This window comes from Kitasatospora sp. NBC_01300 (genome assembly GCF_041435235.1).
Lineage (GTDB): Bacteria > Actinomycetota > Actinomycetes > Streptomycetales > Streptomycetaceae > Kitasatospora.
Map to the genome: position 1 here is coordinate 5,528,358 of NZ_CP108408.1, position 22,596 is coordinate 5,550,953.

25 protein-coding genes are annotated in these 22,596 nt (G+C 74.0%); 6 read left to right on the forward strand and 19 right to left on the reverse strand.

Annotated elements, in window-relative coordinates:
- Positions 1-5: 5 nt before the first annotated feature.
- The 4 genes from OG556_RS24535 to OG556_RS24550 form a co-directional block, all read right to left on the reverse strand.
- Entirely contained in the window at positions 6-494 is a 489-nt protein-coding gene (locus OG556_RS24535) for a GNAT family N-acetyltransferase (protein ID WP_363627942.1), read from the reverse strand.
- A gap of 119 nt (positions 495-613) precedes the next feature.
- A complete protein-coding gene (locus OG556_RS24540) occupies positions 614-1,576 on the reverse strand; it encodes an SGNH/GDSL hydrolase family protein (RefSeq protein ID WP_371519323.1) in 963 nt (320 codons plus the stop codon).
- 186 nt (positions 1,577-1,762) lie between these two features.
- On the reverse strand, positions 1,763-3,040 hold the full coding sequence (locus OG556_RS24545; RefSeq protein ID WP_371522862.1) for a TerD family protein: 1,278 nt from the start codon (positions 3,038-3,040) through the stop codon (positions 1,763-1,765).
- A gap of 234 nt (positions 3,041-3,274) precedes the next feature.
- Positions 3,275-4,624 (reverse strand): hypothetical protein, encoded by a 1,350-nt coding sequence (locus tag OG556_RS24550; RefSeq protein WP_371519325.1) that lies wholly within the window; start codon positions 4,622-4,624, stop codon positions 3,275-3,277.
- A gap of 340 nt (positions 4,625-4,964) precedes the next feature.
- Here OG556_RS24550 and OG556_RS24555 point away from each other — a divergent pair, with 340 nt between their 5' ends.
- Entirely contained in the window at positions 4,965-5,465 is a 501-nt protein-coding gene (locus tag OG556_RS24555) for an SsgA family sporulation/cell division regulator (protein WP_363627938.1), read from the forward strand.
- On the opposite strand, the gene OG556_RS24560 is transcribed toward OG556_RS24555, so the two are convergent.
- From OG556_RS24560 to OG556_RS24570, 3 genes are all read right to left on the reverse strand, one after another.
- Complete coding sequence (locus tag OG556_RS24560; RefSeq protein ID WP_363627937.1) at positions 5,384-6,907, reverse strand: GAF domain-containing protein; 1,524 nt, start codon at positions 6,905-6,907, stop codon at positions 5,384-5,386. The two genes, OG556_RS24555 and OG556_RS24560, sit on opposite strands and share 82 nt — an antisense overlap.
- A 293-nt stretch (positions 6,908-7,200) precedes the next feature.
- Positions 7,201-8,295 carry a M56 family metallopeptidase gene (locus tag OG556_RS24565; protein WP_363627936.1) on the reverse strand — a complete coding sequence of 365 codons (1,095 nt, stop codon included), beginning with the start codon at positions 8,293-8,295 and terminating at the stop codon, positions 7,201-7,203.
- Positions 8,295-8,750 (reverse strand): BlaI/MecI/CopY family transcriptional regulator, encoded by a 456-nt coding sequence (locus OG556_RS24570; protein ID WP_363580501.1) that lies wholly within the window; start codon positions 8,748-8,750, stop codon positions 8,295-8,297. Before OG556_RS24570 ends, OG556_RS24565 begins: the two co-directional genes overlap by 1 nt.
- Before the next feature lie 115 nt (positions 8,751-8,865).
- Between OG556_RS24570 and OG556_RS24575 the strand changes: the two genes are divergently transcribed.
- The 5 genes from OG556_RS24575 to OG556_RS24595 all read left to right on the forward strand — a co-directional run bounded on the left by OG556_RS24575 (position 8,866) and on the right by OG556_RS24595 (position 12,851).
- The gene (locus OG556_RS24575; RefSeq protein WP_363580503.1) at positions 8,866-9,534 is read left to right on the forward strand and encodes a DedA family protein; all 669 of its coding nucleotides are present in this window, start codon (positions 8,866-8,868) and stop codon (positions 9,532-9,534) included.
- On the forward strand, positions 9,531-10,202 hold the full coding sequence (locus tag OG556_RS24580) for a phosphatase PAP2 family protein (protein ID WP_371519329.1): 672 nt from the start codon (positions 9,531-9,533) through the stop codon (positions 10,200-10,202). The genes OG556_RS24575 and OG556_RS24580 overlap by 4 nt, the downstream gene beginning before the upstream one ends.
- A 221-nt stretch (positions 10,203-10,423) precedes the next feature.
- Positions 10,424-10,939: a pyridoxamine 5'-phosphate oxidase family protein gene (locus tag OG556_RS24585; protein WP_350880400.1), complete on the forward strand. Its 516-nt coding sequence runs from the start codon at positions 10,424-10,426 to the stop codon at positions 10,937-10,939.
- A 104-nt stretch (positions 10,940-11,043) separates the two neighbouring features.
- Positions 11,044-12,165: a TIGR03364 family FAD-dependent oxidoreductase gene (locus OG556_RS24590; RefSeq protein WP_363580509.1), complete on the forward strand. Its 1,122-nt coding sequence runs from the start codon at positions 11,044-11,046 to the stop codon at positions 12,163-12,165.
- A gap of 11 nt (positions 12,166-12,176) precedes the next feature.
- On the forward strand, positions 12,177-12,851 hold the full coding sequence (locus OG556_RS24595) for a phosphonatase-like hydrolase (RefSeq protein WP_371519332.1): 675 nt from the start codon (positions 12,177-12,179) through the stop codon (positions 12,849-12,851).
- 58 nt (positions 12,852-12,909) lie between these two features.
- Here OG556_RS24595 and OG556_RS24600 read toward each other — a convergent pair whose 3' ends face one another.
- The 12 genes from OG556_RS24600 to OG556_RS24655 all read right to left on the reverse strand — a co-directional run bounded on the left by OG556_RS24600 (position 12,910) and on the right by OG556_RS24655 (position 22,591).
- Entirely contained in the window at positions 12,910-13,524 is a 615-nt protein-coding gene (locus OG556_RS24600; RefSeq protein ID WP_371519334.1) for a hypothetical protein, read from the reverse strand.
- 159 nt (positions 13,525-13,683) lie between these two features.
- Entirely contained in the window at positions 13,684-14,244 is a 561-nt protein-coding gene (locus tag OG556_RS24605; protein ID WP_371519336.1) for a hypothetical protein, read from the reverse strand.
- A gap of 20 nt (positions 14,245-14,264) precedes the next feature.
- Complete coding sequence (locus tag OG556_RS24610; RefSeq protein WP_371519338.1) at positions 14,265-15,860, reverse strand: hypothetical protein; 1,596 nt, start codon at positions 15,858-15,860, stop codon at positions 14,265-14,267.
- 30 nt (positions 15,861-15,890) lie between these two features.
- On the reverse strand, positions 15,891-16,223 hold the full coding sequence (locus OG556_RS24615) for a WXG100 family type VII secretion target (RefSeq protein WP_371519340.1): 333 nt from the start codon (positions 16,221-16,223) through the stop codon (positions 15,891-15,893).
- Between the two features lie 229 nt (positions 16,224-16,452).
- Positions 16,453-17,346 (reverse strand): hypothetical protein, encoded by an 894-nt coding sequence (locus OG556_RS24620; RefSeq protein WP_371519342.1) that lies wholly within the window; start codon positions 17,344-17,346, stop codon positions 16,453-16,455.
- A complete protein-coding gene (locus OG556_RS24625; protein ID WP_371519344.1) occupies positions 17,343-18,014 on the reverse strand; it encodes a hypothetical protein in 672 nt (223 codons plus the stop codon). Before OG556_RS24625 ends, OG556_RS24620 begins: the two co-directional genes overlap by 4 nt.
- A complete protein-coding gene (locus OG556_RS24630; protein ID WP_371519346.1) occupies positions 18,007-19,320 on the reverse strand; it encodes a putative T7SS-secreted protein in 1,314 nt (437 codons plus the stop codon). The genes OG556_RS24625 and OG556_RS24630 overlap by 8 nt, the downstream gene beginning before the upstream one ends.
- Complete coding sequence (locus tag OG556_RS24635; RefSeq protein WP_371519348.1) at positions 19,317-19,613, reverse strand: hypothetical protein; 297 nt, start codon at positions 19,611-19,613, stop codon at positions 19,317-19,319. Before OG556_RS24635 ends, OG556_RS24630 begins: the two co-directional genes overlap by 4 nt.
- 166 nt (positions 19,614-19,779) lie before the next feature.
- The gene (locus OG556_RS24640) at positions 19,780-20,268 is read right to left on the reverse strand and encodes a hypothetical protein (protein WP_371519350.1); all 489 of its coding nucleotides are present in this window, start codon (positions 20,266-20,268) and stop codon (positions 19,780-19,782) included.
- Between the two features lie 100 nt (positions 20,269-20,368).
- Positions 20,369-20,689: a multidrug efflux SMR transporter gene (locus OG556_RS24645; protein ID WP_363618628.1), complete on the reverse strand. Its 321-nt coding sequence runs from the start codon at positions 20,687-20,689 to the stop codon at positions 20,369-20,371.
- Between the two features lie 5 nt (positions 20,690-20,694).
- The gene (locus OG556_RS24650; protein ID WP_371519352.1) at positions 20,695-21,450 is read right to left on the reverse strand and encodes an HAD family hydrolase; all 756 of its coding nucleotides are present in this window, start codon (positions 21,448-21,450) and stop codon (positions 20,695-20,697) included.
- A gap of 55 nt (positions 21,451-21,505) precedes the next feature.
- On the reverse strand, positions 21,506-22,591 hold the full coding sequence (locus OG556_RS24655; protein WP_371519354.1) for an ABC transporter ATP-binding protein: 1,086 nt from the start codon (positions 22,589-22,591) through the stop codon (positions 21,506-21,508).
- Positions 22,592-22,596: the final 5 nt, after the last annotated feature.

Sequence of the window (22,596 nt, forward strand, 5' to 3'; positions counted from 1 at the left end):
CTCCCTTACAGTGCACGGTGCATGACGTGCAGGCCGACGTAGCCGTCGACGGGGTGGTGGAAGGCTTCGGGGACGGTGCCGACGATGTCGAAGCCGAGGGACCGGTAGAGCTTCACGGCGTGGTGGTTGTTGGCGACCACGGCGTTGAACTGCATGGCGCGGTAGCCGTTGGCGCGGGCCCAGTCGAGGGTGTACTCGACCAGGGCCCGCCCGATGCCGCGGCCGTGGTGCGCCGGGTCGACCAGGTAGCTGGCGCTGGCCACGTGCGCGCCGTTGCCGGGGCGGTTGCGGGTCATGTTGGCGGTGCCGACGACCGTGCCGGCCTCGTCCACCGCGACCACCGTGCGATGGGGGGCGGCGAGCATCCACCACTCCCGGCCGAGGTCGGAGGAGAGGTCGAGGGGGTAGGGGAACGTCTCGCCGGCGGCGATGACGGTGTGGAAGAAGGGCCAGACGGCAGGCCAGTCCTCCGGGGTGGCTTCGCGGATGAGCATCCGCTCAGCATGATCCGCGACGGGAGGGGCCTGCCACTGGTTTTCGACTGGTTCTCGATGCGCGGGCGTCTCCGGTGCGACCGCCGGGGCTGCGGTGCGGTGCGGTGTGGTGCGGCCGGTCAGTTCAGGACGGCGTCCTCGACCAGGGTGGCCGCGTGGGCCTGGCCCTTGGCGTTGGGGTGCACCAGGGCGTAGTGCAGCGGGATGATGCTGGTCAGCACGCCGTCCAGCCAGTGGTCCTGGTCGCACACGCTGTGGCCGGCGGTGGAGGGGTAGAGGTCGACGAAGGTGTCGCCGCGGGCGGCGGTCCGCTGGGCGATGGTCGCGTTGAGCGGCTCCAGGATGGCCGTCCGTGCCCAGGCGAGGTCGCCGGTGGTGAAGGTGGCGAACTGCTCCAGGTTGCCGTAGGTGCAGCGGGTGGCGTCCTCGGGGACGAGATGGGGGTAGCCGACGGTCAGCAGCCGCGCGGACGGGGCCTTGGCGTGCAGGGCGCCGAGCATCTGGTCGAAGTCGCCGCGCAGTTGGTCGAAGCGGTCGGGCAGGCTCGCGTCGAACTTGTCCTTGCAGGGCGTGCCCTGGCCGAGGACCGCGGCGCCGAGTTCGATGCAGCCCTTGAGGATCTCGGCGAAGCCGAGGGTGTTGCCGCCGATCTCGACGGTGATCACGTCGGCGCTCGGGGAGACGGCGTCGATCTGCGACGGGACCGGTGGGAAGGGGGCGCCGGGGTTGGTCCCGAGCGGCGGGAGCGGGCGGCCGGGCGGGGCCTCCTTGGTCTGGTAGACGTCCTTGACGGTGGCGCCGGAACAGCTGGCGTTGCGCAGTTCGACCAGGGGGCCGAGGCCGCGGCGGATCAGCTCGGGGTAGGAGCCGGTGGTGCGGGCGCAGCCGTCGCGGGGTTCGGTCTCGGCGCCGGCGGCCTCGACGAAGCCGGCCGTGTAGGAGTCGCCGAGCGCGGCCCAGGCGAGCGTCCGGACGCGGCCGGACGGCTCGGCGGCGGCCTGGGCGGCGGACGGGGTGATCAGGCCGGCGGTGAGCGCGACGGCGGTGCCGGCGACGGCGAGGCGGGACAGGAAGCGTGGCACGGTCTCTCCCTCAACGAGTGCGCGGGAGAGCGCGATTCACCCCCCTAGAGGTAAATCGAGTCGGCGGGTGGACGACTTGATCCCTCAGGAGGGTGAATTCGCGTGTGCGGCCATGACATTGGGCCGATCGGCCCTGGGCGTCAGGGTGGGGCGGTGAGGGGTGGGGCGGGGCGGGGGCGAGACGGTTCAGAGCAGGGCGGCGGACGGATCGACCATCGCCCGGGCGGTCTTGGCGTCGACGTACTCGCCGAGCGCGGTCATCACCCACTCGCCGGACGACTGCCGGACCAGCTTGCACATCACCACGCCCGTGTGCGGCTCGGAGTGGGTGAGGTCGAAGCGGACCAGCTCCTCCTCCGTCCGGGCGTCCAGCAGGCGGCAGTAGGCGTTCTTGACCTCGGTGAACCGCTGGCCGGAGAAGGAGTTGACGACGAAGACCAGGCCGGTGACCTCGGCCGGCAGGCCGTCCAGATGGACGGTGATCGACTCGTCGTCGCCGGCTCCGCCGCCGGTGAGGTTGTCGCCGGAGTGGGCGATCGCGCCCTTGAAGACGGTCAGCTTCATGAACCAGGCCGTCTCCAGCTTCTTGCGCCGGGCGTCGAAGGTGAGGCAGGAGGCGTCCAGGTCGACGCTGCGGCCGCGGCCGGCGGGCTCCCAGCCGAGCGCCATCCGGACCGAGGAGAGGAACGGGCGGCCGTTCTTCACCAGGGAGACCGAACTGCCCTTGACCAGGTTGACCCGGCCCTTGTCCAGGGTGACCTTGGCGGGGGCGGCCGGGGCCGGCGGGGCGACCGGGGGCACGGGGGGCGCGGGCGGGGTGGCGGCGAGGGCGATCCGCGGGTCGACGGGGGGAGCCGGGTGAGCCGGGTGAGCCGGGTGAGCCGGGGGAGCGGCCGGAGGGGTGGGCGGGGCCGCGGGGGGAGTGGCGGGGGCCGGGGCCTGGGCCTGGGCGGCCGGGGCCGCGGCCGGGGAGTCGTCGACGGAGACGCCGAAGTCGGTGGCGATGCCCGCCAGGCCGTTGGCGTAGCCCTGGCCGACCGCGCGCACCTTCCAGGCGCCGCCGCGCTGGTAGACCTCGACCACGATGAGCGCGGTCTCCTGGCCCAGCTGAGGCGGGGTGAAGGTCACCAGGGCCTGCCCGGTGTCGGCGTCGCGGACGGTGGCGGTCGGCTCCATCCCGGCGAAGGTGGAGGACTGGTCGGCGGGGCTGGCGGTCACCACGATCTTGGTGATGCCGGCCGGGACGGCCAGGGTGTCGACGGTGATCGCGTCCGGCGCTCCGGCGGCGGCCGGGCGGTGGCTGACGCCGGGGCCGTGCGGGGCGTTGAAGAAGACGAAGTCGTCGTCCGAGCGCACCTTTCCGGCGTCGGTCAGCAGCAGGCCGGAGACGTCCAGCGCCTTGGGCGCGGTGACCTCGACAGTCACCCGCGCGGCGGTCAGCGGGGCGTTGCCGCCTTGGGTCAGGACGGTGGACACGGACTCCTCCTCGGATGCGGAACGGCGGCCGGCCGGGGCCGCTGGGACCGCCGGGCCGGGTGCTGCCCACAGTAACGAACGGGCGCGTCGGGATGAGCCCGTCCGGGGCGGTGACCTGTCGGATCGTCGGACGGTACGGCCGGACGACGGGGGTGGGCGGCAGACCCCGGCGAGGTGGCGAGGCTGCGAGGTGGCAAGCCGGCGGGACGGCGCGGCCGGAGGTCAGCGGGGCGTGAAGGCCGTCGGCGTGCCGGGGCGCGGCGGGAGCCCGGGTGCCTCGGGCGCGGCGGGCCGCGGTGTGACCGGCTGCGGCGCGGCCGGCTGTGGTGCGACCGGGCCGAAGGCGCCGAGCGCGGCGACCGCCCGGGGCCGGTCGATGCCGAAGGCGGCGGCGCTCCAGCTCTCCGCCGCGGCGACCTTGCGGACCGGGCCGGACGAAGCGGGCCAACCGGACGGGAGCGAGGGGCCGGACGGGAGGGACGGGCCGGACGGGCCGGTGGGCCCCGGGGGTTCGGCGGCGGGGCGGGTGCCGCGCACGCCGAAGGCGTAGTGGCCGGGCGGGACGTCGATGCCGGCCGGGGTGGTGAAGCGGTAGACGAGGGTGCCGCGCTCCTGTTGGGCGGTGACGACCGCGCCGGGCAGGTCGGTCCAGGCGGCGCCGCTTCCGGGTGCCAACTCGCCCGGGGTGAGGCGGAATTCGGCCTGAAATGCGGTGAGCGGCTCGGTGGCGGTGAGGTCGAGCTGGTGCCGGAGGCCGTCCCGGCCGAGCGGTGTGACCGTGGCGACGCCGGTCAGGGCCTGGTCGGTGCCCGGGTCGGTGTCCGGGTCAGGGGTGCCGGCGGTCGGGCCGTCGGTGCCCGGGGCAACCGCGCCGGGCGGCGGCGGTGCGGGCTGCGCCGGGGCGGCCGGGCGGGGTCCGGGCGCGTGCGGCGTGGTCGGCGAGGGGGAGGGCGAAGAGGGGTCGGCCGGCTGCTCGGCGGCGGGCGCGACGGGCTGGGCCGACGGCGAGGGCGCGGCGGCGTCGGCCGGCGTGGCGGGCTCGCCGGTGCCGGCCGGCCGGGTGCCGGGGCCGTGGTCGGCCATGGGTTCGGCCGCGGCCTGTCCGCCGGCGGGTTCCGGGGGTGCCGACCGGGTGCCGGGCGCGCTGGGCGAGGCGCTGGGCGAGGCAGCTCCGGCGGCCGTGCCCTCCGCCGCCCCCGGGCGGTGCGCCGAGGGGCTCGGTGCGGGCGGTCGGCCGGTGGCCGGGAGGTCGGTGGGGTTCGGCGCGGTGGGGTTCGGCGCGGTCGGGGCCCGGTCGGCGGCGGCCTCGGCCTGGTCGCCCGCGGCGGGGGTGGGCGGCGGGGTGGTGCCGACGCGCGCGACCCCGGCCCGCCGGCCCACGCCCTGCTGCTCGTTGAGCAGGAGGGTGGTGGCGATGCTGATGCCGACGACGGTGGACATCGCCATCGCGGCACCGGAGAAGCGCAGGGTGGGCAGCCGGAACCGGCCGCCGAACGGGCGTGGCCGCCCGTGCCGGCCGTGCCGTTCGGGTTCGTGCCGAACGTCCCGCGCAGTGTCCTCGCGCGCAGCCACCGGACCCCTCCCTCCCCGAAGTCGCCGTCGCGGTCGCGGTATTCTCCCATGCGCTGCCACCGGGCCGGCATCGGCCGCCCGGGGTCGGTCGGCCGGGGTCCGGGTGGGGCCCGCGCCGGGAGGGGGAGAGCGTACCAGCGGCTCGTCGCGGCCTGGACGGTTTTGATCCGTTTCGTGGACACCCGTTCGACAGAAGGAAGTTGACGATCCATCTGATAAGTCGGTGAGGGCGGTCGGGCCCGCCCGGACGGGGATCGATGCAACCTCCTTGCAACCCTTGCCCGCCCGGCCGGAAGTGGCTCAGGCTGAGGTCATCCCACGCCGTCCCGGAGAGACCGTCATGCCGCCCGACCCGCTGTCCGCAGCCTCCAGTGCACCCCTCGCCGCCACCCCCACGGGCGGCGATGGGGACGGCTCCACCGCCGCTCCGGCGGCGGTGGAGGAGGTGCTGATGCTGCGGATCTCGCTGGGCGAGGAGGTGGTCGGCGAGGTGCGCACCCGGTTCCGGTTCGAGGCCGCGCGCCCGTACGAGGTGCTGCTGACCTTCCATCTGGGGCGGCCGGACGAGGCCGACTGGGTGTTCTCGCGCGAGCTGCTGCGCGACGGTCTCCAGACGCTGAGCGGCCAGGGCGACGTCAAGCTGTGGCCGGCGTACTGCCCGTGCCACGGCTCGACGCTGCACCTGGCGCTCGAATCACCGCACGGCAGCGCCCTGCTGGAGGCCTCCAAGCCCCGGGTGCGGGCGTGGCTGGACCGTACCTACGCGCTGGTCTCCGCCGATGCGGAGCGCGCCTGCGGCCCGACCGACGCCCAGCTGGCCGCGCTGCTCGCCGGCGGCTGAGGCCCGGTCGGGGCGCCGGCGGGCCCGCGCGGCGGCGGGACGGGCGCCGTGCCCGGCAGCCGGACCGTCCCCGTGGCCAGCCCGGCCCGCAGCCGCCGGACGGCCGGGGCCGAGGAGGCCGGCAGCAGGTCGTACGGGTCGTCCGGCCCGTCCACCGTGACCAGCACCGACTCGGCGATGCGGTACGGCCGGTGGGCCAGCAGGCCGCCCAGGTAGCGGCGCAGCCGGGACAGCTCGGCGCGGACCGTCACCGTCCGGCCCGGGTCGCCGAACAGCGCCTCCGCGAGCTGCGCGGCCGTGCTGCCCTCGCGTCCGGTGGCGAGCAGGAGCAGCAGTTCGGCGTGGCGCGGGCTGAGCGGGTGCGACCAGCTGCCGGCCGCGCCCCGGACGGTCAGCTCCGGGCGGTCCTGGCGGCGCAGGTCGAGCCGGAGGCGGGCGCCCTCGGCCTGCTCGGCCTGTTCGGCCGTCACCGTGCCGGAGCCGTCCGCCTCGGGTGGCCGGACCGGTCGCACCAGCCAGCCGTCCGCGAGCGGTTCCAGGGCGCACTCGCCGAGGCCCGGCACCCAGTGCACGGCGGCGGTCCCCCAGCCGCCGACCGGCACCCGCAGCCGGCCGGGCGGCGGCAGCCCGGCCGCGGCGGCGGTCCACCCGGCGGAGTCCACCACCAGGGCCGGGCCGGCCACCCGGGCGAGCACCGGCGCGGCCAGGGTGCGCAGTTGGTGCAGCGCCTCCAGCCGGTGGGCGCGCAGCTCGGTCTCGGCGAGCCGGGCGGCGGTGGCGGTGAGCTGCAGCAGGTACGGGCGGACGTTGCGGGCCGGGCCGCTGAGGTTGATCGCGCCGACCAGCCGCCCGGTGCCCGGGTCGTGCACGGGGGCGGCCACGCAGGTCCAGGAGTGGTGGCTGCGCAGGTAGTGCTCGGCGGAGTGGACGTGCATCGGGCGCTGGGCGCGCAGTGCGACGGCGATGCCGTTGGTGCCGACGCTCTCCTCGATCCAGCGGGCGCCGGTGAGGAAGCCGATCCGGTCGGCGCTGCGGCGCAGGGCGCGCTCGCCCTCCTGCCAGAGCACGTGGCCGTCGGCGTCGGCGATGGCGAGGATCAGCGGGCTCTGGCCGACCGGCTGGAGCAGGGTGTCGCGCAGCACCGGCAGGACCGCGTCCAGGCCGCTGGTGCGGCGGCGCTGCTCGATCTCGGCGGGGCCGAGGTGGACGGCGGCGGCACCGGCGTCGGGGTCGAGCCCGAGGCGGCGCAGCCGGGCCCAGGAGTCGCCGATCTCGGGGCGGGGTTCGAGCAGGCCGGGGGAGCCGGGGTCGGGGTAGGGGGGCTGGGCGAGTTCGCGGGCGGCGGCTTCGGCGAGGGTGCGGTCGTGGACCCTGGCCAGCTCGGCCGTGCTCGGCGCGGTGCGGCGTTCTGGTCGTCGGGACTGCCGTCCGGTCTGCCGCACTCGCGTTGCTCCTCGCCGCCGTTCGAGGCCGCGCCGGGGTCGACGCGCTGACGAAAGCGTACGGGGGCGGTGAGTGTCTGGGGACGGGGTCTGCCAACTCGGCATACCGGACGGTATGACCGTGGACATGCCGGGGTGTGATGACTAGCGGGGGTCCTGGTGCGGGCCTGGTGTGAGCCTGACGCGGGCCTGGTGCGAGGCCTGGCACGGGACCTGGTGAGGGCCTTGCGTGGGCCTGGTGCGGGCTCGGTGGATCGTGCCGCGGTCAGCGGTCAGCGGTCAGCGGTCAGCGGTCAGCGTTCCGCGCCGGTGCCGCGCTGGGCCGCCTCGACGGTGTGGTGCAGGTCGGCGGTGGCCTCCAGGGAGGCGGCGGTGCTCAGCGCCAGGCAGGCGGCCAGCGCGATCGCGACCGCGCGCAGGCGGGTGCCGGTGGCGGTGGTCGCCGGGCGGGGCTGGAGCAGGGCGGCGACCCGGCGCGGGACCGGCCCGGAGTGGGCGGCGGGGACGAGCCGGGGCCGGGCCGGCCAGGGGGAGCGGCTGGCGGCCAGGGCGGCCCGGCCGACCGCGCGGGCGGTCACGGCGCGGTCGCCGACCCGGGCGGCCGCCACCTCGTCGGCCCAGCGCTCCAGGTGGTACCCGAGGGGCGCGCGGAGCGGCCGCAGCGCCGGGTGGAGGTCGGCGGCGTGCTCGGCGAGGGCGAGGAAGACGTGGTGGCGGGCGGTCAGGTGGGCGCGCTCGTGGGCGAGCAGGGCGGCCCGCTCGGGCCCGGTGAGGATGCGCAGCATGCCGGAGGTGACCACGATCCGGCCGGGCTCGCCGGGCCGGCCGGGGAGGGGCAGGCGCCCCGGTAGGGCGAAGGCGTCGGCGCGCTCGTCGTCGAGGACGGCGAGCGGGTGCTCGCTCGGCTGGAGCAGGGCGCGGGCGCCGGCCAGGACGGCCTGCGGGGTGCGTGCCCGGCGCATGGTGACGTGCCCGGGGCGTGTGTCCGGATGCCGGCCCTCGGTCGGCGTGGGGCAGTCCGGCGCGGGGCAGGCCGGGAGGGCGGCCCGGGCCTCGCGCAGTTCCAGCCGGTGGCGGCGGGCGGTGCGGACGGCCCGGGCGGTCAGCGCGGCGAGCACCAGACCGGCCGCGGCGGCCGCCACCGGCGCGTCGGGTGCGGCGGCGGTGAGCCAGGGCAGCGACAGGTGGCCGATCGCGGCGACCGGCGGTAGCTGGAGCAGCCCGGCGGCGGCGAGCAGGCCGAGCGAGCAGAGGGTGCCGCCGGCCAGCACGGCGGACGTCCCGGCGAGCATCCAGGCGGCGGCCCGGGGCGGCAGCGCGTCGGCGAGGCGGCGGGCCAGCGGGGCGGCCAGGAACGGCAGCAGCAGCGGGGCCCAGACGGCGATCATCACGATCCGGCCGCCCCGGGGGTGCCGTGGCCGGAGGTTCGGTGGCCGGGGGCGGGGGCGATGCCCGGGGTGGAGTCGAGACCCGGGGCGCCGTCGCCGAGCAGGTCGCGCAGCAGCTGCTCGTCCTCGGCGGAGAGGTCGGAGACGAAGCGGGCGAGCACGGTGGAGCGGTCGGCCTCGCGGCCGAGCTCGGTGTGCATCCGGCGGGCGGCGAGGCCCGCGGTGTCCTGGACGGTCGGGGTGTACGCGTAGGCGCGGCCGGCCCGGGTGCGCTCCACGGTGCCCTTGTCGTGGAGGCGGGCGAGGATCGTGGCGATGGTGGTGCGGGCGAGGTCCCCGCCGAGTGCCGACTGGACGTCCTGCGGGGTCATCGGCTGCCGGGCCGACCAGAGCGCGGCCAGCACCTCGGCCTCCAGCTCCCCGGCGGGCCGGCGGGCGGACGGTACGTCGGACATGGCGGCGCTTCCTCCAGGTTTCGTCTACAGTCATGTAGACCGTCTACGTCACTGTAGACGGTCGGGGCGGGTTCCGCTGTGAACCGCCCCCCAACGTACGGGAGGTCCGCCAGCCTTGCTTCAGTTCCTCGCCGATCCGGCCGCTCACCTCGCGGTGAACCCGCTGGACGCGTCCTCGCTGCTCGCCGCCTTCGGCGCACTCGGCATCGCCGTCGTGCTCTTCGCCGAGACCGGCCTGCTGGTGGGCTTCTTCCTGCCCGGAGACTCGCTGCTGTTCACCGCGGGGCTGCTGTGCGTGCCCGGCGCCACCAGGGGCCCGCAGCTGGAGCTCTACCAGGTGCTGCCCGCCGCCCTGGTCGGCGCGCTGGCAGGCGCCCAGGTCGGCTACCTGATCGGCAAGCGCGGCGGCCGCGCGCTGCTGCGCCGCACCGAGCGCAAGAGCCTGCTGGAGGGCGTCGAGCGGGCCGAGGAACTGCTGGGCAAGTACGGCCACGGCAAGGCGATCGTGCTCGCCCGCTTCATCCCGGTGGTCCGAACGGTGCTGAACCCGCTCTGCGGCGTGCTCGAAGTGCCGGCCCGCTCGTTCACGTTCTGGCAGGTGACCGGCGGCGCCGTCTGGACCGTCGGCGTCGTGCTCGCCGGGTACGGGCTCGGATCGTCGATCCCCAGCATCGACAGATATCTGCTCCCGATCATCGGTCTGGTAGTAGTTGTCTCCGTGCTCCCCATTGTTCTCGAACTGTTCCGCGCCCGTAAGGCGCACCGTCACGGAGGTGACAAGTGACGTCTTCCCGGGCTCTCGCCGTCTACGACGGCAGCGGCATCGACGGCAGCCTCTACACCCGGGTGAACGGGTGGGCGCAAGCCGCCCCGCACTGGCTCGACGAGCTGATCAAGGTCTGGTCGGCGCTCGGCCTCGGCCTGTTCGCGGTCTTCATGCTCTACGCCTGGTGGCGGGCGCGCGGCGCCGACTCGGCCGTGATGGCCAAGGTGCTCGCCTCGCCGGTGATCGTCGTCGTCGCGTACGGCGTCAACTCGGTGCTCAAGGGCATGGTCGAAGAAGTCCGGCCGTGCGCCCAGATCCCCGGCAGCGTCTCGCTGGAGACCTGCCCCGGCGCCGGTGACTGGTCCTTCCCCAGCAACCACACCGTGATCGCCTTCGCCGCCGCCACCGCACTCTGGTTCGCCGACCGGCGGCTCGGCTGGATCGCCGGGATCTTCGCGGTGCTGATGGGCGCCTCCCGGGTCTGGGTCGGCGTGCACTACCCGCACGACGTGGCCGTCGGCGCGCTGGTCGGCCTCCTGGTCGCGGTGGTGCTGGCGCCGCTCGCCGGCCGCTGCGGGCCGCTGGTGGACCGGATGCGGACGGGAGCGCTGCGCCCGCTGCTCGGCCCGGGCGCGGTGCCGGTGACGGCCGGCCGCCACGCCGCGTACGGGACGCGGCAGCACTGAACGGCGGGTGCCGACGGCACTGTTGGCGGGTGTCGGCGGCACTGGCGGCGAGACCCGACAGCGCTGATTCCGTAGCCTCCCCGTAGCCCGTCCGACCCTTGTCTGGCCGGGGTGGCGGGTAGAGCATGTGAGCCGGGCGTGGGGCCCCTTCGCGGGGAACCCGCCCGGCTCAGTCGTGCCGGGGCGCGGGAGCGCCGGGCGTGCCAGCGGAGGGAGTGCCAATGCCGTACCGACTCGACATCACGCAGGGGGACTGGCCGGGCGAGTCGCCGCACAAGGGCGTCGAGGGCCTGCTCGCCGAGGCCATGGTGCTCACCCTCGCCACCGCCGGCCACGAGCACGGCCCGCACGCCAACCTGGCCTTCTTCGCGTACGACGACGACCTCGTCCTGTACTTCGTCAGCGAGCGCTCCACCCGGCACAGCCACCACCTCGCCGAGGAGGCCCGGGCCGCCGCCACCGTTTTCCTGCCGCCGCCGGTCTTCGGCGAGCAGCTGCGCGGCCTGCAACTGGCCGGCGGCGCGAGCGAGGCCTGGGGGCGGCAGGCCGAGGCGGCGCTGGCCGCCTACCAGGGGCGGTACCCGTCCTTCGCACAGGACGAGCAGGTGCGGCGGCAGTTCCTCACCGGGGGCGGGGCGGCGGCGCTGTACCGGTTCCAGGTGGAGGAGCTGACGGCGGTGGACGAGCCGAACTTCGGGCGGCGCAACTACCTGCGGGCGCGGGTGCTGCGGCCGTAGGCCCTGTCCGGTCCCCAGGGTTGTCTGTACAACTTTTCGGGTGATTCATCTGCGGGACGCTGCCGGGACGCCCCCAGGACACCTGGGCGCACCAGCCTGGCCGCATGAGAGTCATCGTCGTAGGAGCAGGCGTGCTCGGCACCATGCACGCCTGGCAGGCCGTCGAACGCGGCCACGAGGTCGTCCACCTGGAGCGCGAGACCGAGGCGCGCGGCGCCTCGGTGCGCAACTTCGGCCTGGTCTGGGTCAGCGGCCGCGCGCAGGGCGAGGAACTGGACACCGCGCTGCGCGCCCGCGAACTGTGGGAAGGCATCGGCGCCCGGGTCCCCGACCTCGGCTTCCGCGCCAACGGATCGCTCACCGCGATCCGCACCCAGGCCGAACTCGCCGTCGCCGAACAGGCACTCACCCTGCCCGACGCCGCCGCCCGCGGCTACCGGCTGCTCGACGCCGACCAGACCAGGGCCGCCAACCCCGCCCTGCGCGGCGAACTCCTCGGCGCCCTGTGGTGCGAGCGCGACGCCGCCGTCGAACCCCGCACCGCCCAGCCCGCGCTGCGCGCCGCCCTCCAGGCCACCGGCCGCTACACCTTCCTGCCCGGCCGCGAGGTCCGCGACGTGATCGGCGAGAACGCCGTCCGCGACGACCACGGCGACATCCACACCGGTGACCTCGTCATCCTCTGCACCGGCGCCTGGCTCGGCGGCCTCGTCCGCGAACTCGCCCCCTCGCTGCCCGTACGCAGGGTCCGGCTGCAGATGATGCAGACCGACCCGCTCGGCGAGACCCTCACCACCTCCGTCGCCGACGGCGACAGCTTCCGCTACTACCCGGCCTTCGCCGGCACCGCCCTGGACCGCCTCCGCGACACCCAGCCGCAGCCCGACGTCGCCGCCGAACACAAGATGCAGCTGCTCATGGTCCAGCGGCGCGACGGCGGCCTCACCATCGGCGACACCCACGAGTACGACCAGCCGTTCGGCTTCGACGTCGTCGAGGACCCGTACGACCACCTGGTCGCCGTGGCCGAGGACCTGCTCGGCCGCCCCCTGCCGCGCGTCCGCCGCCGCTGGGCCGGGGTGTACGCGCAGTGCGTCGACACCACCCGGGTCGTCCACCGCGAACGACTCCGCGACGGCGTCTGGCTCGTCACCGGCCCCGGCGGCCGCGGCATGACCTGCTCCCCGGCCATCGCCGAAACCACCGCCGAACTCGCAAACCTGTAAGGGTAGTTGACATGTCCTTTGATATCCGCCTGGTCGTCCTCGACATGGCCGGCACCACCGTGGCCGACGACGGCCTCGTCGAACAGGCCTTCACCGCCGCCGCCCGGACGCTCGGCGTCGAGGCCGGCAGCCCGGGCTTCGGCCCCATGCTGGAACACGTCCGCGCCACCATGGGCGAATCCAAGATCTCCGTCTTCCGGCACCTCTTCGGGGACGAGGACAAGGCCCAGCGGGCCAACACCGCCTTCGAGGCCGCCTACCACGACCTCGTCGACGCCGGGCACTGCGCCGCCCTGCCCGGCGCCGCCGAAGCCATCGCCGAACTGCGCGGCCAGGGCCGGAAGGTCGCCCTCACCACCGGCTTCTCCCGGGCCACCCAGGACCGCATCCTCACCGCCCTCGGCTGGCAGTCCGTCGCCGACCTCACCCTCAGCCCCGCCGAGGCCGGCCGCGGCCGCCCCTACCCGGACCTCGCGCTCACCGCGCTGCTGTGGACCGGAGTCGAGTCGGTGCGGCAGATCGCCGTCGCCGGCGACACCGGCTACGACATGCTGACCGGCGTACGGGCCGGAGCGTCCGTCGTCGCCGGCGTGCTCACCGGCGCCCACGACGAAGCCCGGCTGCGCGCCGACGGGGCGACGCACGTGCTCGGCTCGGTCGCGGAACTGCCCGCCCTGCTGGGCTGATCGATCCCTCCGGGAGCAGGAAGTCGGCCCGGCCGACTTCCTGCTCACCGGGGCCAGATCAGGACACCGGCCCGGCCGCTCCGCCGCCCCGCTGCCGGGCCGACTCGCGGCCCAGCCAGGCGATGGCGAGCATCAGGGCGGCCGTCAGCCCGACGGCGAGCTCGAGATCCCGGGGAAGGCTGATGTCCTCCGGGCGCTGCGGGTCGGCGCGGCCGGCCGGATCGAAACGGACCGTCACCCGGTCACCGACCGCGAGCGCGCGCAACCCCGTCGACAACTCGCCGCCGGGCAACGCGGTGCCGTCCTCGGCCGCGAGGTCGTACATCGAGGACGGGTGCTTCCCGGCGAGGCGGTCCGTCTCCCCGGTGACCCGGGCCGTCACCGTCTCGCCGGACAGCCGCAGGATCACGTCGTCCCGCGCCATGGCCGCGGCCCCCGTCGCCAGGCCCGCGAGGACAACGGCGAACAGCGCCACCCAACAGCCCACCCACCGCCCCAGCAGCCGCACCAGACCCACCACCCAGGCCACCACCAGCACCAGACCGAGCAGCGACGCGACGGCCCCGCCGAGGTAGGTGCCCGCGAGCACCAGCCCGAACGTCCCCACGGGGACGCCCAGGATCAGGACAGTGCTCAGCGCGGTGGCCCGGCTGCGGTCCCTGGTCGTCCCCATGGCTCTCCCCGCGTGCGTCCGATCGGGCTGGAAGAGTACGACGCGTCCCCTCGCCCCCGGACACGGGGGCCGGTCGGGCGGGAGGGGGACTTCCTCGGCGCCGAGGAAGAGGCAGGCGTGGGCCTTCGTCAGGCAGGGTGCAGGGCCGCGAGCTATTGCTCAGCTGTTGTCCACCGGGTGTCCGCTGCGGGCCGCCAGCGCTCGGAACTCGGCCCAGGACTGCGCATCCAGGTCGTCGAGGACGCCGTCGTCGAGTTCGACGACGGGCTCCGGCGACAGGTGGGCGCGCCAGTTGCCGCGCTTCACCATCAGCATGCCGAAGTCGAGGAAGCCGTTGGCGAACGAGAAACCGGCGCCGCCGCGCTCGTAGACCCGGATCAGGGGCTCGAAGGGATCGGGCAGCGGACGCAGCACCGGCCCGGGGGCGTCACCCAGGGCGGCCCACTGGACGGCGGCCGCCGAGCACTCGATCGCGTGCCACGAGCCGGAGGCCTCCTCCACGAAATCCTCGATGTCGGAGACCACCGCCGGGTCGGCCCGCACGGCCGGCGCCACAATCGCCGCGAGATCGAAGAAAGGCCATTCGTCGGTTTCCCCGTAGGCGTCGAGCCAGAGCGCGGCCCGTCGGAAGTACTCCTTCATGAGCGCCGCGCGAGAAAAGGCCCTCCGCTCCCCCTCCCGATAGGCCGTCCACTGGACGGCTTTGAGGCGGTCGACCATCAACTGAACATTTTCCGTGCTCACTTGAGATCATAACCTTTCTCGCGGAGTTGGGATTTAACGGCATCGACTACGATATCAAGGTTCGAGAGGTCTTCGGCGACGGCCCCGGTGGGCACCTTGAGTCCGTAGAGCTTCCAGTGGTCGAGTGATCCGTCCGCCGACACCTCTCCCTCGTGATAGCTCCGTGGTGCCAGATTGTGTGCGCCGAAATGATCGGGGTGGACAATTGGCGCGCCCTCCGAATTCCACGCGTCCGGATGGCTGGAAAGATAGGGGAGACCGGCTTCGAGGAGCTTGGCCTCGACATACTCGTGGGCGAGCGTTCCGCGCAGCGGTGGAATGCTGCCCGGTTTTATGAATCCGTTGACGGCGGCGTTCCAGGGTGTGGAGACCGCCGGGTCCGGTTCGAAATGGACGTTCTTCAGGACGTTGTGTGCGCCCGGTCCCACCGGGACGTCATGCCGGTTGACCATGAGGTTGTCCTTGGCGACCTGGACGATCCGCGGATCGACACCGGTTTCCTTGGCGACCTCGATCACATCGTCCGTCCTGGTGCGGTAGTCCTCGTAGCGCTGCACGGCCCTCTTGTTCGGTGTGCCGGTCGGGTCGATCGCGTACGGGGTTCCCGACTCGGAGAGCCAGGGCTCCGGGCGGGCGCCGAGTCCGCCCTCCCAGCCGTTCGCGTCGGCCCCGGTGAAACCGGGGCGGCGCTTCGGAGTGCTGCTCCCGGGAGCTGCCGCGCTGCCGATGGCGCCGAGGATGAGGTCGAGGGGCATGACCGGGCCGGTTTTGAAGGTGGCGTCGTAGCCGTAGGCGAGGCCGGCGCCGGTGAGCATGCGGCCGGGGAGGGTGTCGGCGGCGCCCGCGGCCTTGGCGAGGCCGGCGAGGGCGACGGAGGCGTTCTCGGTGCCCTCGGCGGCGTTGGCGGCGACGCGGCCTCCGGCGCCGAGGCCGCCTCCGGCGCCGCCCATCACGCCGCCGGTCTCGGCGGAGTCGGCGGCCTCCTGGAGGCTGTAGCCGCCGTCGTCGAAGAACTCGACGCGGATCGGCTGGGCGACGGCGAGGTCGACGGCGATGGCCTCGACGGCGCCGAAGACGACGCCGGTGAGGATGGTGGCGGCGATGGTGGCGATGGCTTCGGAGACGGCGACGCCGAGGCCCGCGGCGGTGGCGATGATGCCCGCGGCGGCGGTGCCGGCGGCGGCTTCGGAGATGCCGGCGGTGAAGATGGCGAGGGCGGTGCCGGCGACCAGGGTCGCGCCGACGATCGCGGCCTCCTCCTCGAGCTTCTTGAGGGCCTTGTCGACCTCGTCGGCGAAGGCGCGCAGGGCCTTGGCGAGGTTGCGGCAGGCGGCGGCGACATCGGGGAGCCAGCCCTTGCCGTTGCCTCCGTAGTACTGGCCCCAGAACTTGCCGAAGGCGTCGATGGCGGGGCCGTGGTTGTTGGCGACGATGGCGGCGGCGGCCTGGTGGGTGGGCGCGGTGACGTTGTCGATGGCGGTGGCCATCGTGTCCCAGGCGGCGGCGACCGTGCGGAGCTGGTCCGGGTCGGCGTCGGGCCACCACAGGCCGGTGACCTTGCGGACGATCTTCTCGGCCGCGGACTCACCCACGCGCCGGCTCCCTCCGCGGCGGGCGGCCGATCACGGCGTCAGGTCCTTGCGGACGTGGTTGTCGGCGTCGGTGTGGTTGTCGGCGTGGGCGTTCAGCCCGTCGTGGATGCTGGTGAGGCCTTTGACCAGGGTGTCCAGCGCGGAGAGCACGTGGTCGTGCGGGCCGTTGTAGGCCTGGGCGAACTCCTTGCCCTGCTTGTCGTCGCCCCACGGGCTGCCGGCGGCGGCGAGGCTGTGCCTGAGCGTGTCGAGGGCGTCCTTGAGGGCCTTGCTCTGGGCCTGGAAGGTCGGCGCGGCCGCCTTCAGGTCCCCCGGCCGGATCTTGAACTCCGGGCCGCCGGCTTTCGCTCCGTCATCTGCCATGGTGTTCCCCCCGTACTGTCCGTGTGTCATGAGCAGTGAGGAGTGAGATGCCCGTTCGGAGCGGCAGGGTTGCCGAGCGCTGGTGTGACGGGCGTCACGCCGTGGCGGGCCGGTCGGATCGGCCTCGCGTCGGCCGGGGACCTCGCCAGCCAGTTCGGTCGAAGCGAGGTCCCAGGAGAGGACGATGAGGTCGGCGTGCCGCTGAGTCGGCGGCGTGCCGGGTGGTCGGTCAGAGGAACAGGGCGAGCGCGGTGAAGACGAGACCGACCGCGAGGAGGACCAGGCCCTGGGGTTGTTTCCGGTCCTCGTCGCGGACGAGCGCGCCGAAGGCCGCCAACCCGGCAAGGGGATAGGGGATCGCGACCATCAGGGCCAGGCCGAGACGGCTCTGGACGAGCAGGAAGCACAGGAGCCAGGGCACTGAGACCGCCGTCGCCGCCGCGGTGAGCGGCAGCCCGTCGAGTCGGCGCATGCGCTCGCGCCACGGTCCGGCCGGGCGTGGCTCCCTGGGCGGCTTGCTGCTGTCGTAGGCGAACCACAGCAGGAACAGGGCGATGCCTGCGTTGATTCCGATCGCGCTCCACAGGGAGGCCGGGGAGTCGGCCTCCCCGGGCAGCTTGGGGGCGACCCGGCCGGTCGGGTCCATCCGGACGGTGGCGTAGTCGCCGGGGCTGAAACGTCGACTGTCCGGTTTCAGGGACCCGCCGGGGACCTCCTCGCCCTGCGTGGAGAGGTCGTAGGTCCGCTTCGTGCCGCGGATCGACTTGTCGATGTGCTCGGCGATGACCATCGCCTTGACGTCCCGCCCCGAACTCAGCAGCTGGTTGTGCCAGGCGTCGGCGCCCGCACCGGTGGCGATGAGGACGGCGAAGAAGACGAGGACCAGCCCGGCGCTGACGTCATCGCCACCGGGGTCGTTCCCCGGTCCTCTCAGCTTCGCGAGTCCGACGCCCGTCGCGACCATGTAGAGCGCACCTAAGCCGAATGCCAGGAGGGTGCCGACGTAAACGAACGCGAGGACGATGCCGACGGACAGACAGGTCAGGACGGCGACCAGGACGGCACCGCGGCGGAGCCAGTGCGGCTTGCTCCCCGCCTCCGGGGCGGGCTGGGCGAGTGTCACCCGAAGGCCTTTCGGATGTTGTCCCGCCGCTCCGGCGACAGGGCGTTCTGTGCTTCTTCGAGCGGAGGGTGGAAAGAGATCCCGCTGATGGCGGCGCCTACCAGGACCGACCACCCGTCCCAGTAGTCCAGGTGCTGGGTGGTGAAGACGACGGCCAGCACGTGAGGGCGCCACGGATGCGGGAACAGGGCTTCCAGCAGGCGGACGGTGACGACGCCCGATCCCGGCAGGCCGTAGACCGCTCCGGACAGGGGCACGGCCAGGTCGCGGACGGTCACGGTGGCACGGCCGAGCGGGAAGTCGAGGACGTCGACGTCGGCGTCCGGCCAGGCGGCCGCGAGCTCCTCGGCGGCGCGCTGGGGGTAGGTGCCCGGGACGCCTCGCTCCTGCTCGCGGAGGAACAGGCTCAACATGCCCTGGACGATTGCGCCTTCCTCGGTCTGCACCAGGCAGTTGGAGACGTGGACCGCACCCTCGCGCAGCTGCGCCTGGAGGGCGAGTTCGGCGGAGATGGCGATGCCGAGCTTCTGTCCCGGACCGGCATCGGTGAGCGCGTCGAGTCCGTCCACGATCCGACTCATGCGGTCGCCCGGATCCTCGGACAGGTCGATGCTCGTGAACCCTTCGGGCAGGGAGAGCCAGAACGACGGGGCGGTCGTGTCAGTCATGGCCGACTCCCCACACACCGGTGACGACCGCACTGCCGGCACCGAGCAGCCCGGGTGCGATCCGGCTCTTGCCGCTGCCGCCGATGGCGGCTCCGGCACCATTGAGCGCGGTGCCGCCTCCCGTGGTGTAGTTCACCGCGGCGCTCAGCCCCGGGCTCGGGTTGTCCTGGGTGAGGCCCCAGGCGGTGGGGGCCGTCAGCGCGACGCCACTGGCTGCCTGCACGCCGTCGGAGACGTTCATCGCAGCGGCCTTGGAGAGCCCGAGTTTGATGGCGGGCTTCTCGATGGCCGTCGTGAAGACCGGGCTGGCCGGGTCCATCGCCCTGGCGGCGGTGCGGATCTCGGTGGCGCCGGCGCTCACGGCCTTGACCCCGGTTCCGGTCGCACGGGCGCCCCGGAACGCGGTGACTCCGCCCTTGATGAGTGCTCCTCCGGGGAGCGCCCCGAGGAGATCACCGGCGAGGGTGAGGTCGTTGCCGAGGTTCGCCATGCTGGTCGGCATCAGTCCTTTGACGCCGTACTGCTTCGCGTGCCATCCGGCTGCGCCGACGCTCAGCAGGATGGCGGGCAGCGCGAACGCGGGGCAGAAGATGGCCGCGACGCCGCAGATGCCCGAGGCCACCGTCAACAGGTCCGCGCCGTGCTTGCTGAACCAGCTGCCGACCTTGCTGAGCCAGCCGGGCTCCGGCGGCGCCTTGCTGTCGGCGGCCTTGCGGATGGCGGCCGCGGTCTTGTGGGCGTCGGACTTGTGGCCCCCGGCGAGTTCGTGGGCCTGCTTCTGCAGCTGGGTGAGGTCGGTGGCGGCGCTGCTGACGAGTGCGGCGGCCGCTTCCAGGTGGGTCTTCGCCTTGGTGTAGCGCTGTTCGGCGGCGGCGAGGGCGGCGTCGTCGGGGAAGGTCCGGCCGGCGAGCTTGAGGTCGGGGGCGGCGGCCGCGGCGGTGTGCGCCTGTTCGGCCTGCTCCTGCTGCTGCTTGGCGGCGACCGCGGCGCGGGCCAACTCGGCGGCCTTGGGCTGGTGTTCGGTCAGTGCCTGGTACCAGACGTCGAGGGCCTGGTAGGCGGCGGTGATCGAGTCGGCGGCGTCCTGGAGGTACGTGGGGAGCTTGCCGAACTGGCCGGCGAAGGCCTTGGCGGCCTCGCCGGTCCACTGGCCCTGGTCGGCGGAGAGCTGCGAGAGCGTGGTGTGGACGTCGGTCAGGTGCTGGCCCACCCGGCGCAGGCTTCCGCTGAGGCCGGTGACCGCGGCGGCGTCGCCGGGGGTCGGGTCGAAGCCGAGGCCGGACCAGTCCGGCGCGGGGCCGGTCACGAGCGCCCCTGGGGGGTGAGGGCCTTGGTGGTGTCCTGTTCGGTGCTGTCGTAGCCCTGCTGCACCTTCTCCAGGCCCTCGTCGAGGATCTTGACGCACTCGCGGACCTTCTTCAGCCCGTACTCCCACGTGCCCTGGAAGTGTCCGCAGGCCTCGTCGAGGAAGTCGTAGCCCAGTCCGCTGCGACTCGCGTCCTTGAGCGCCTTGAGTCCCTGGTCGAGTTCGTCGCCGCAGCCTTTGAGGTCCTTGGCCAGCTTGGCGAGGAACTCGGTGCTGACCGTGAAGTCGGCCACTGCTCCCCCGATGTGTCGATGGCGTGACCGGCCGAGCATAGCCGCAGTCGGTGCGCGGGCGATCTGTTGTGAACGGGTGCTTCACGGTGCGGTGGCGGGATCTTGACGATGCGCCAGCACGCGGCGCCGTCGGAGGCGGCAGGGAGGCGGCCGCGCGCTGCCGGGCTCAGCGGCGCCAGAAGCCGCGCTTCTTCGGGGTGACGAGCTTCGCCACCGCGGCGACGAACAGTTCGGCGACGGGGGAGGGGCCTTCGCCGTGGTTGAGGTGGCCTTCGGAGGACCACTCGCCGAGGACGGTGCCGGGGCTGCCGTCGAAGGGGTTGACCGCGTGCTCCAGGGTCACGTAGCGGACGGTCTTGGTGCCCTGGGGGTGGACGGCGGCGACGAAGTGGGCCTCGGTGGCGCCGGTCGGGGTGGGGAGGATGACGAGCAGCAGGGGGTGGCCGTCGGCCCGCAGGTGCCGGCAGTCCAGGCCGTGGCTGGGCAGTCGGTCCTCGGGCGGGAGGGTCTGGCCGAGGTTGTCCCAGATGCCGGTGAGGACGGGCAGGAGGCTGCCGCCGGCGTCCGGGACGGTCAGCCGCGGGCCGAACTCGAGGACCTGGCGGGCGAGCTCGCGGTGGACGAAGCGGTAGTGGTGGGGTCGTGGGTCGCTCATGGGGCCCACGGTAGCGAACCGCTCGGAGCGGGCAGTCGGCACATCCGACTTCCCGCTCCGAAAGGGTAGTTGACCAGCACCGAAGGCCGGGGACGGCCCGTCAGTGGCTGTTCTTGAGGTTGAGCACGACGACTCCGACGATCACCAGGGCGATCCCCAGCCACTGGAGGCGTCCCAGCGATTCACCGAAGGCGACCACGCCTATTCCGGCGACCGCCGCCGTCCCGGCCCCGGACCAGACGGCGTAGGCGACCGAGACCGGGATGTGCTTGAGCGCGCGCCCGAGCAGTACGAAGGACAGCACGTAGCCGACCGCCACCCCCACGCTCGGCCAGAGGCGGGTGAACCCCTCGGTGAGCTTGAGGCAGCTGGTCGCGCAGACCTCGCTCAGGATGGCGAGGGAGAGCAGGAGATAGGGCATGCCGGTCAAACGGCCCGGGCGGCGCCGAGCTTCCCCAGCAGGGCGAGGTCGGCCTGTTCGAGGCTGGCGAGCAGGGTGATCCGGCCGCCGTCGGGCATCGGCGTCGCGGTGGACGGTACGGCGAGCACGGCGCAGCCGGCCGCGGCGGCGGAGGCGACTCCGGTCGGGGTGTCCTCGACGGCGACGCAGGTGGCCGGGTCCAGGCCGAGCCGTTCGGCGGCGGCGAGGTACGGGTCCGGTGCGGGCTTGGTGCGCGGGGTGTCCTCGGCGGCCAGGGTGACGGCGAACCAGTCCCGGCCGATGGTAGCGAGGACCAGGTCGACGACCCGGCGCGGGGAGGCGGAGACCAGCGCGGTGGGCACCTGGGCGTCCCGCAGGGAGGCCAGCAGGGCGAGCGCGCCGGGGCGCGGGACGGTCTCGGCGGCGACCTTGGCGGCGAAGGACTCGCCGAGCCGGGCGGCGAGTTCGGCCTCGGTGAGGGGGGTGCCGCTGACCTTGTGCAGGTGGGCGGCGGTGTGCTCGACGGCCTGGCCGAGCACTTCGAGGGCGTCCTGGTCGGTGAGCGCGTGGTGGAGCTCGTCGGCGAGTTCGGCGGCGGCCTGCCACCAGAGCTGCTCGGTGTCGACCAGGGTGCCGTCCATGTCGAACAGGACGGCGGCGGGGCGAGGGGCCTCGGGCGTCGGGGCGCCGGTGGCCAGAGGGCCGGGTGTCACGGCGGAGTCGGGCGTCAGGGCGGAGTCGGGCGTCAGGGCTTCAGGCATGGCGGTACCTTCGGTGGTTCATCAGATGGTGCTACGCAGATGGGGTTCGAGGCTCTCAGACGGTGCGGCGGTCCACCAGCACCGGACGCTCCGGCAGCAGGAGCTCGGCGCGCGAGCCGGCCGGCAGCGCGGCGGCGGCCTCGGTCGGCAGGTCGGCCTTGACCTCGGTGCCGTCGTCGAGGCGGACGGTGAGCCGGGTGACGGCGCCCAGGAAGGACGCGGTGATCACCAGGGCGGGGCCGGTCTCGGACGGGGTCAGGGTGACGTTCTCCGGGCGGACCAGCACCTGGAGCTCGCCGTCGGCGGGCAGGTCGCCGTCCACCGCGTGCCGGCGGCCGAGCACCTCGACGCCGTCGGACGTGCGGGTGCACGGGATGCGGCTCATGGTGCCGACGAACTCGGCGACGAACGCGGTGGCCGGGCGGCCGTACAGCTCGGACGGGGTGGCGCACTGCTCCAGCCGGCCCGCGCGCAGCACCGCGACCCGGTCGGCCATCGACAGCGCCTCCTCCTGGTCGTGGGTGACGAACAGGGTGGTGATCCCCAGTTCCTGCTGGAGCCGGCGGATCTCCTCGCGCAGCTGGAGGCGGACCTTGGCGTCCAGCGCGGACAGCGGCTCGTCGAGCAGCAGCACGCGCGGCTGCAGGGCGAGCGCCCGGGCGAGCGCGATGCGCTGCTGCTGGCCGCCGGACATCTGGTGCGGGTAGTGCTCGGCGCGGTGCGGCAGGCCGACCAGCTCCAGCAGCTCCTGGGCGCGCTTGCGGCGCTCGGCCTTGCCGGCGCCGCGCATCCGCAGCCCGAAGGCGACGTTGTCCAGCGCGGTCAGGTGCGGGAAGAGGCTGTACGACTGGAACACCATGCCCGCGTCGCGCTTGTGGGCGGGGATCGCGGTGATGTCCTGCCCGTCGACCAGGACCTCGCCGGAGTCGTGCTGCTCGAAGCCGGCCAGGATGCGCAGCGCGGTGGTCTTGCCGCAGCCGGACGGGCCGAGCAGGGCGAGCAGTTCGCCCGGGTGGACGGTCAGGTCCAGGCCGTCGAGGGCGGTGGTGGCGCCGAACGAGCGGCGCAGCGAGCGGAACTCGACGGTGGCGCCGCCGGGGGCGAGCGCGACACCGGTGACGGGGGCGGAAACCGTGGTCATGGCTG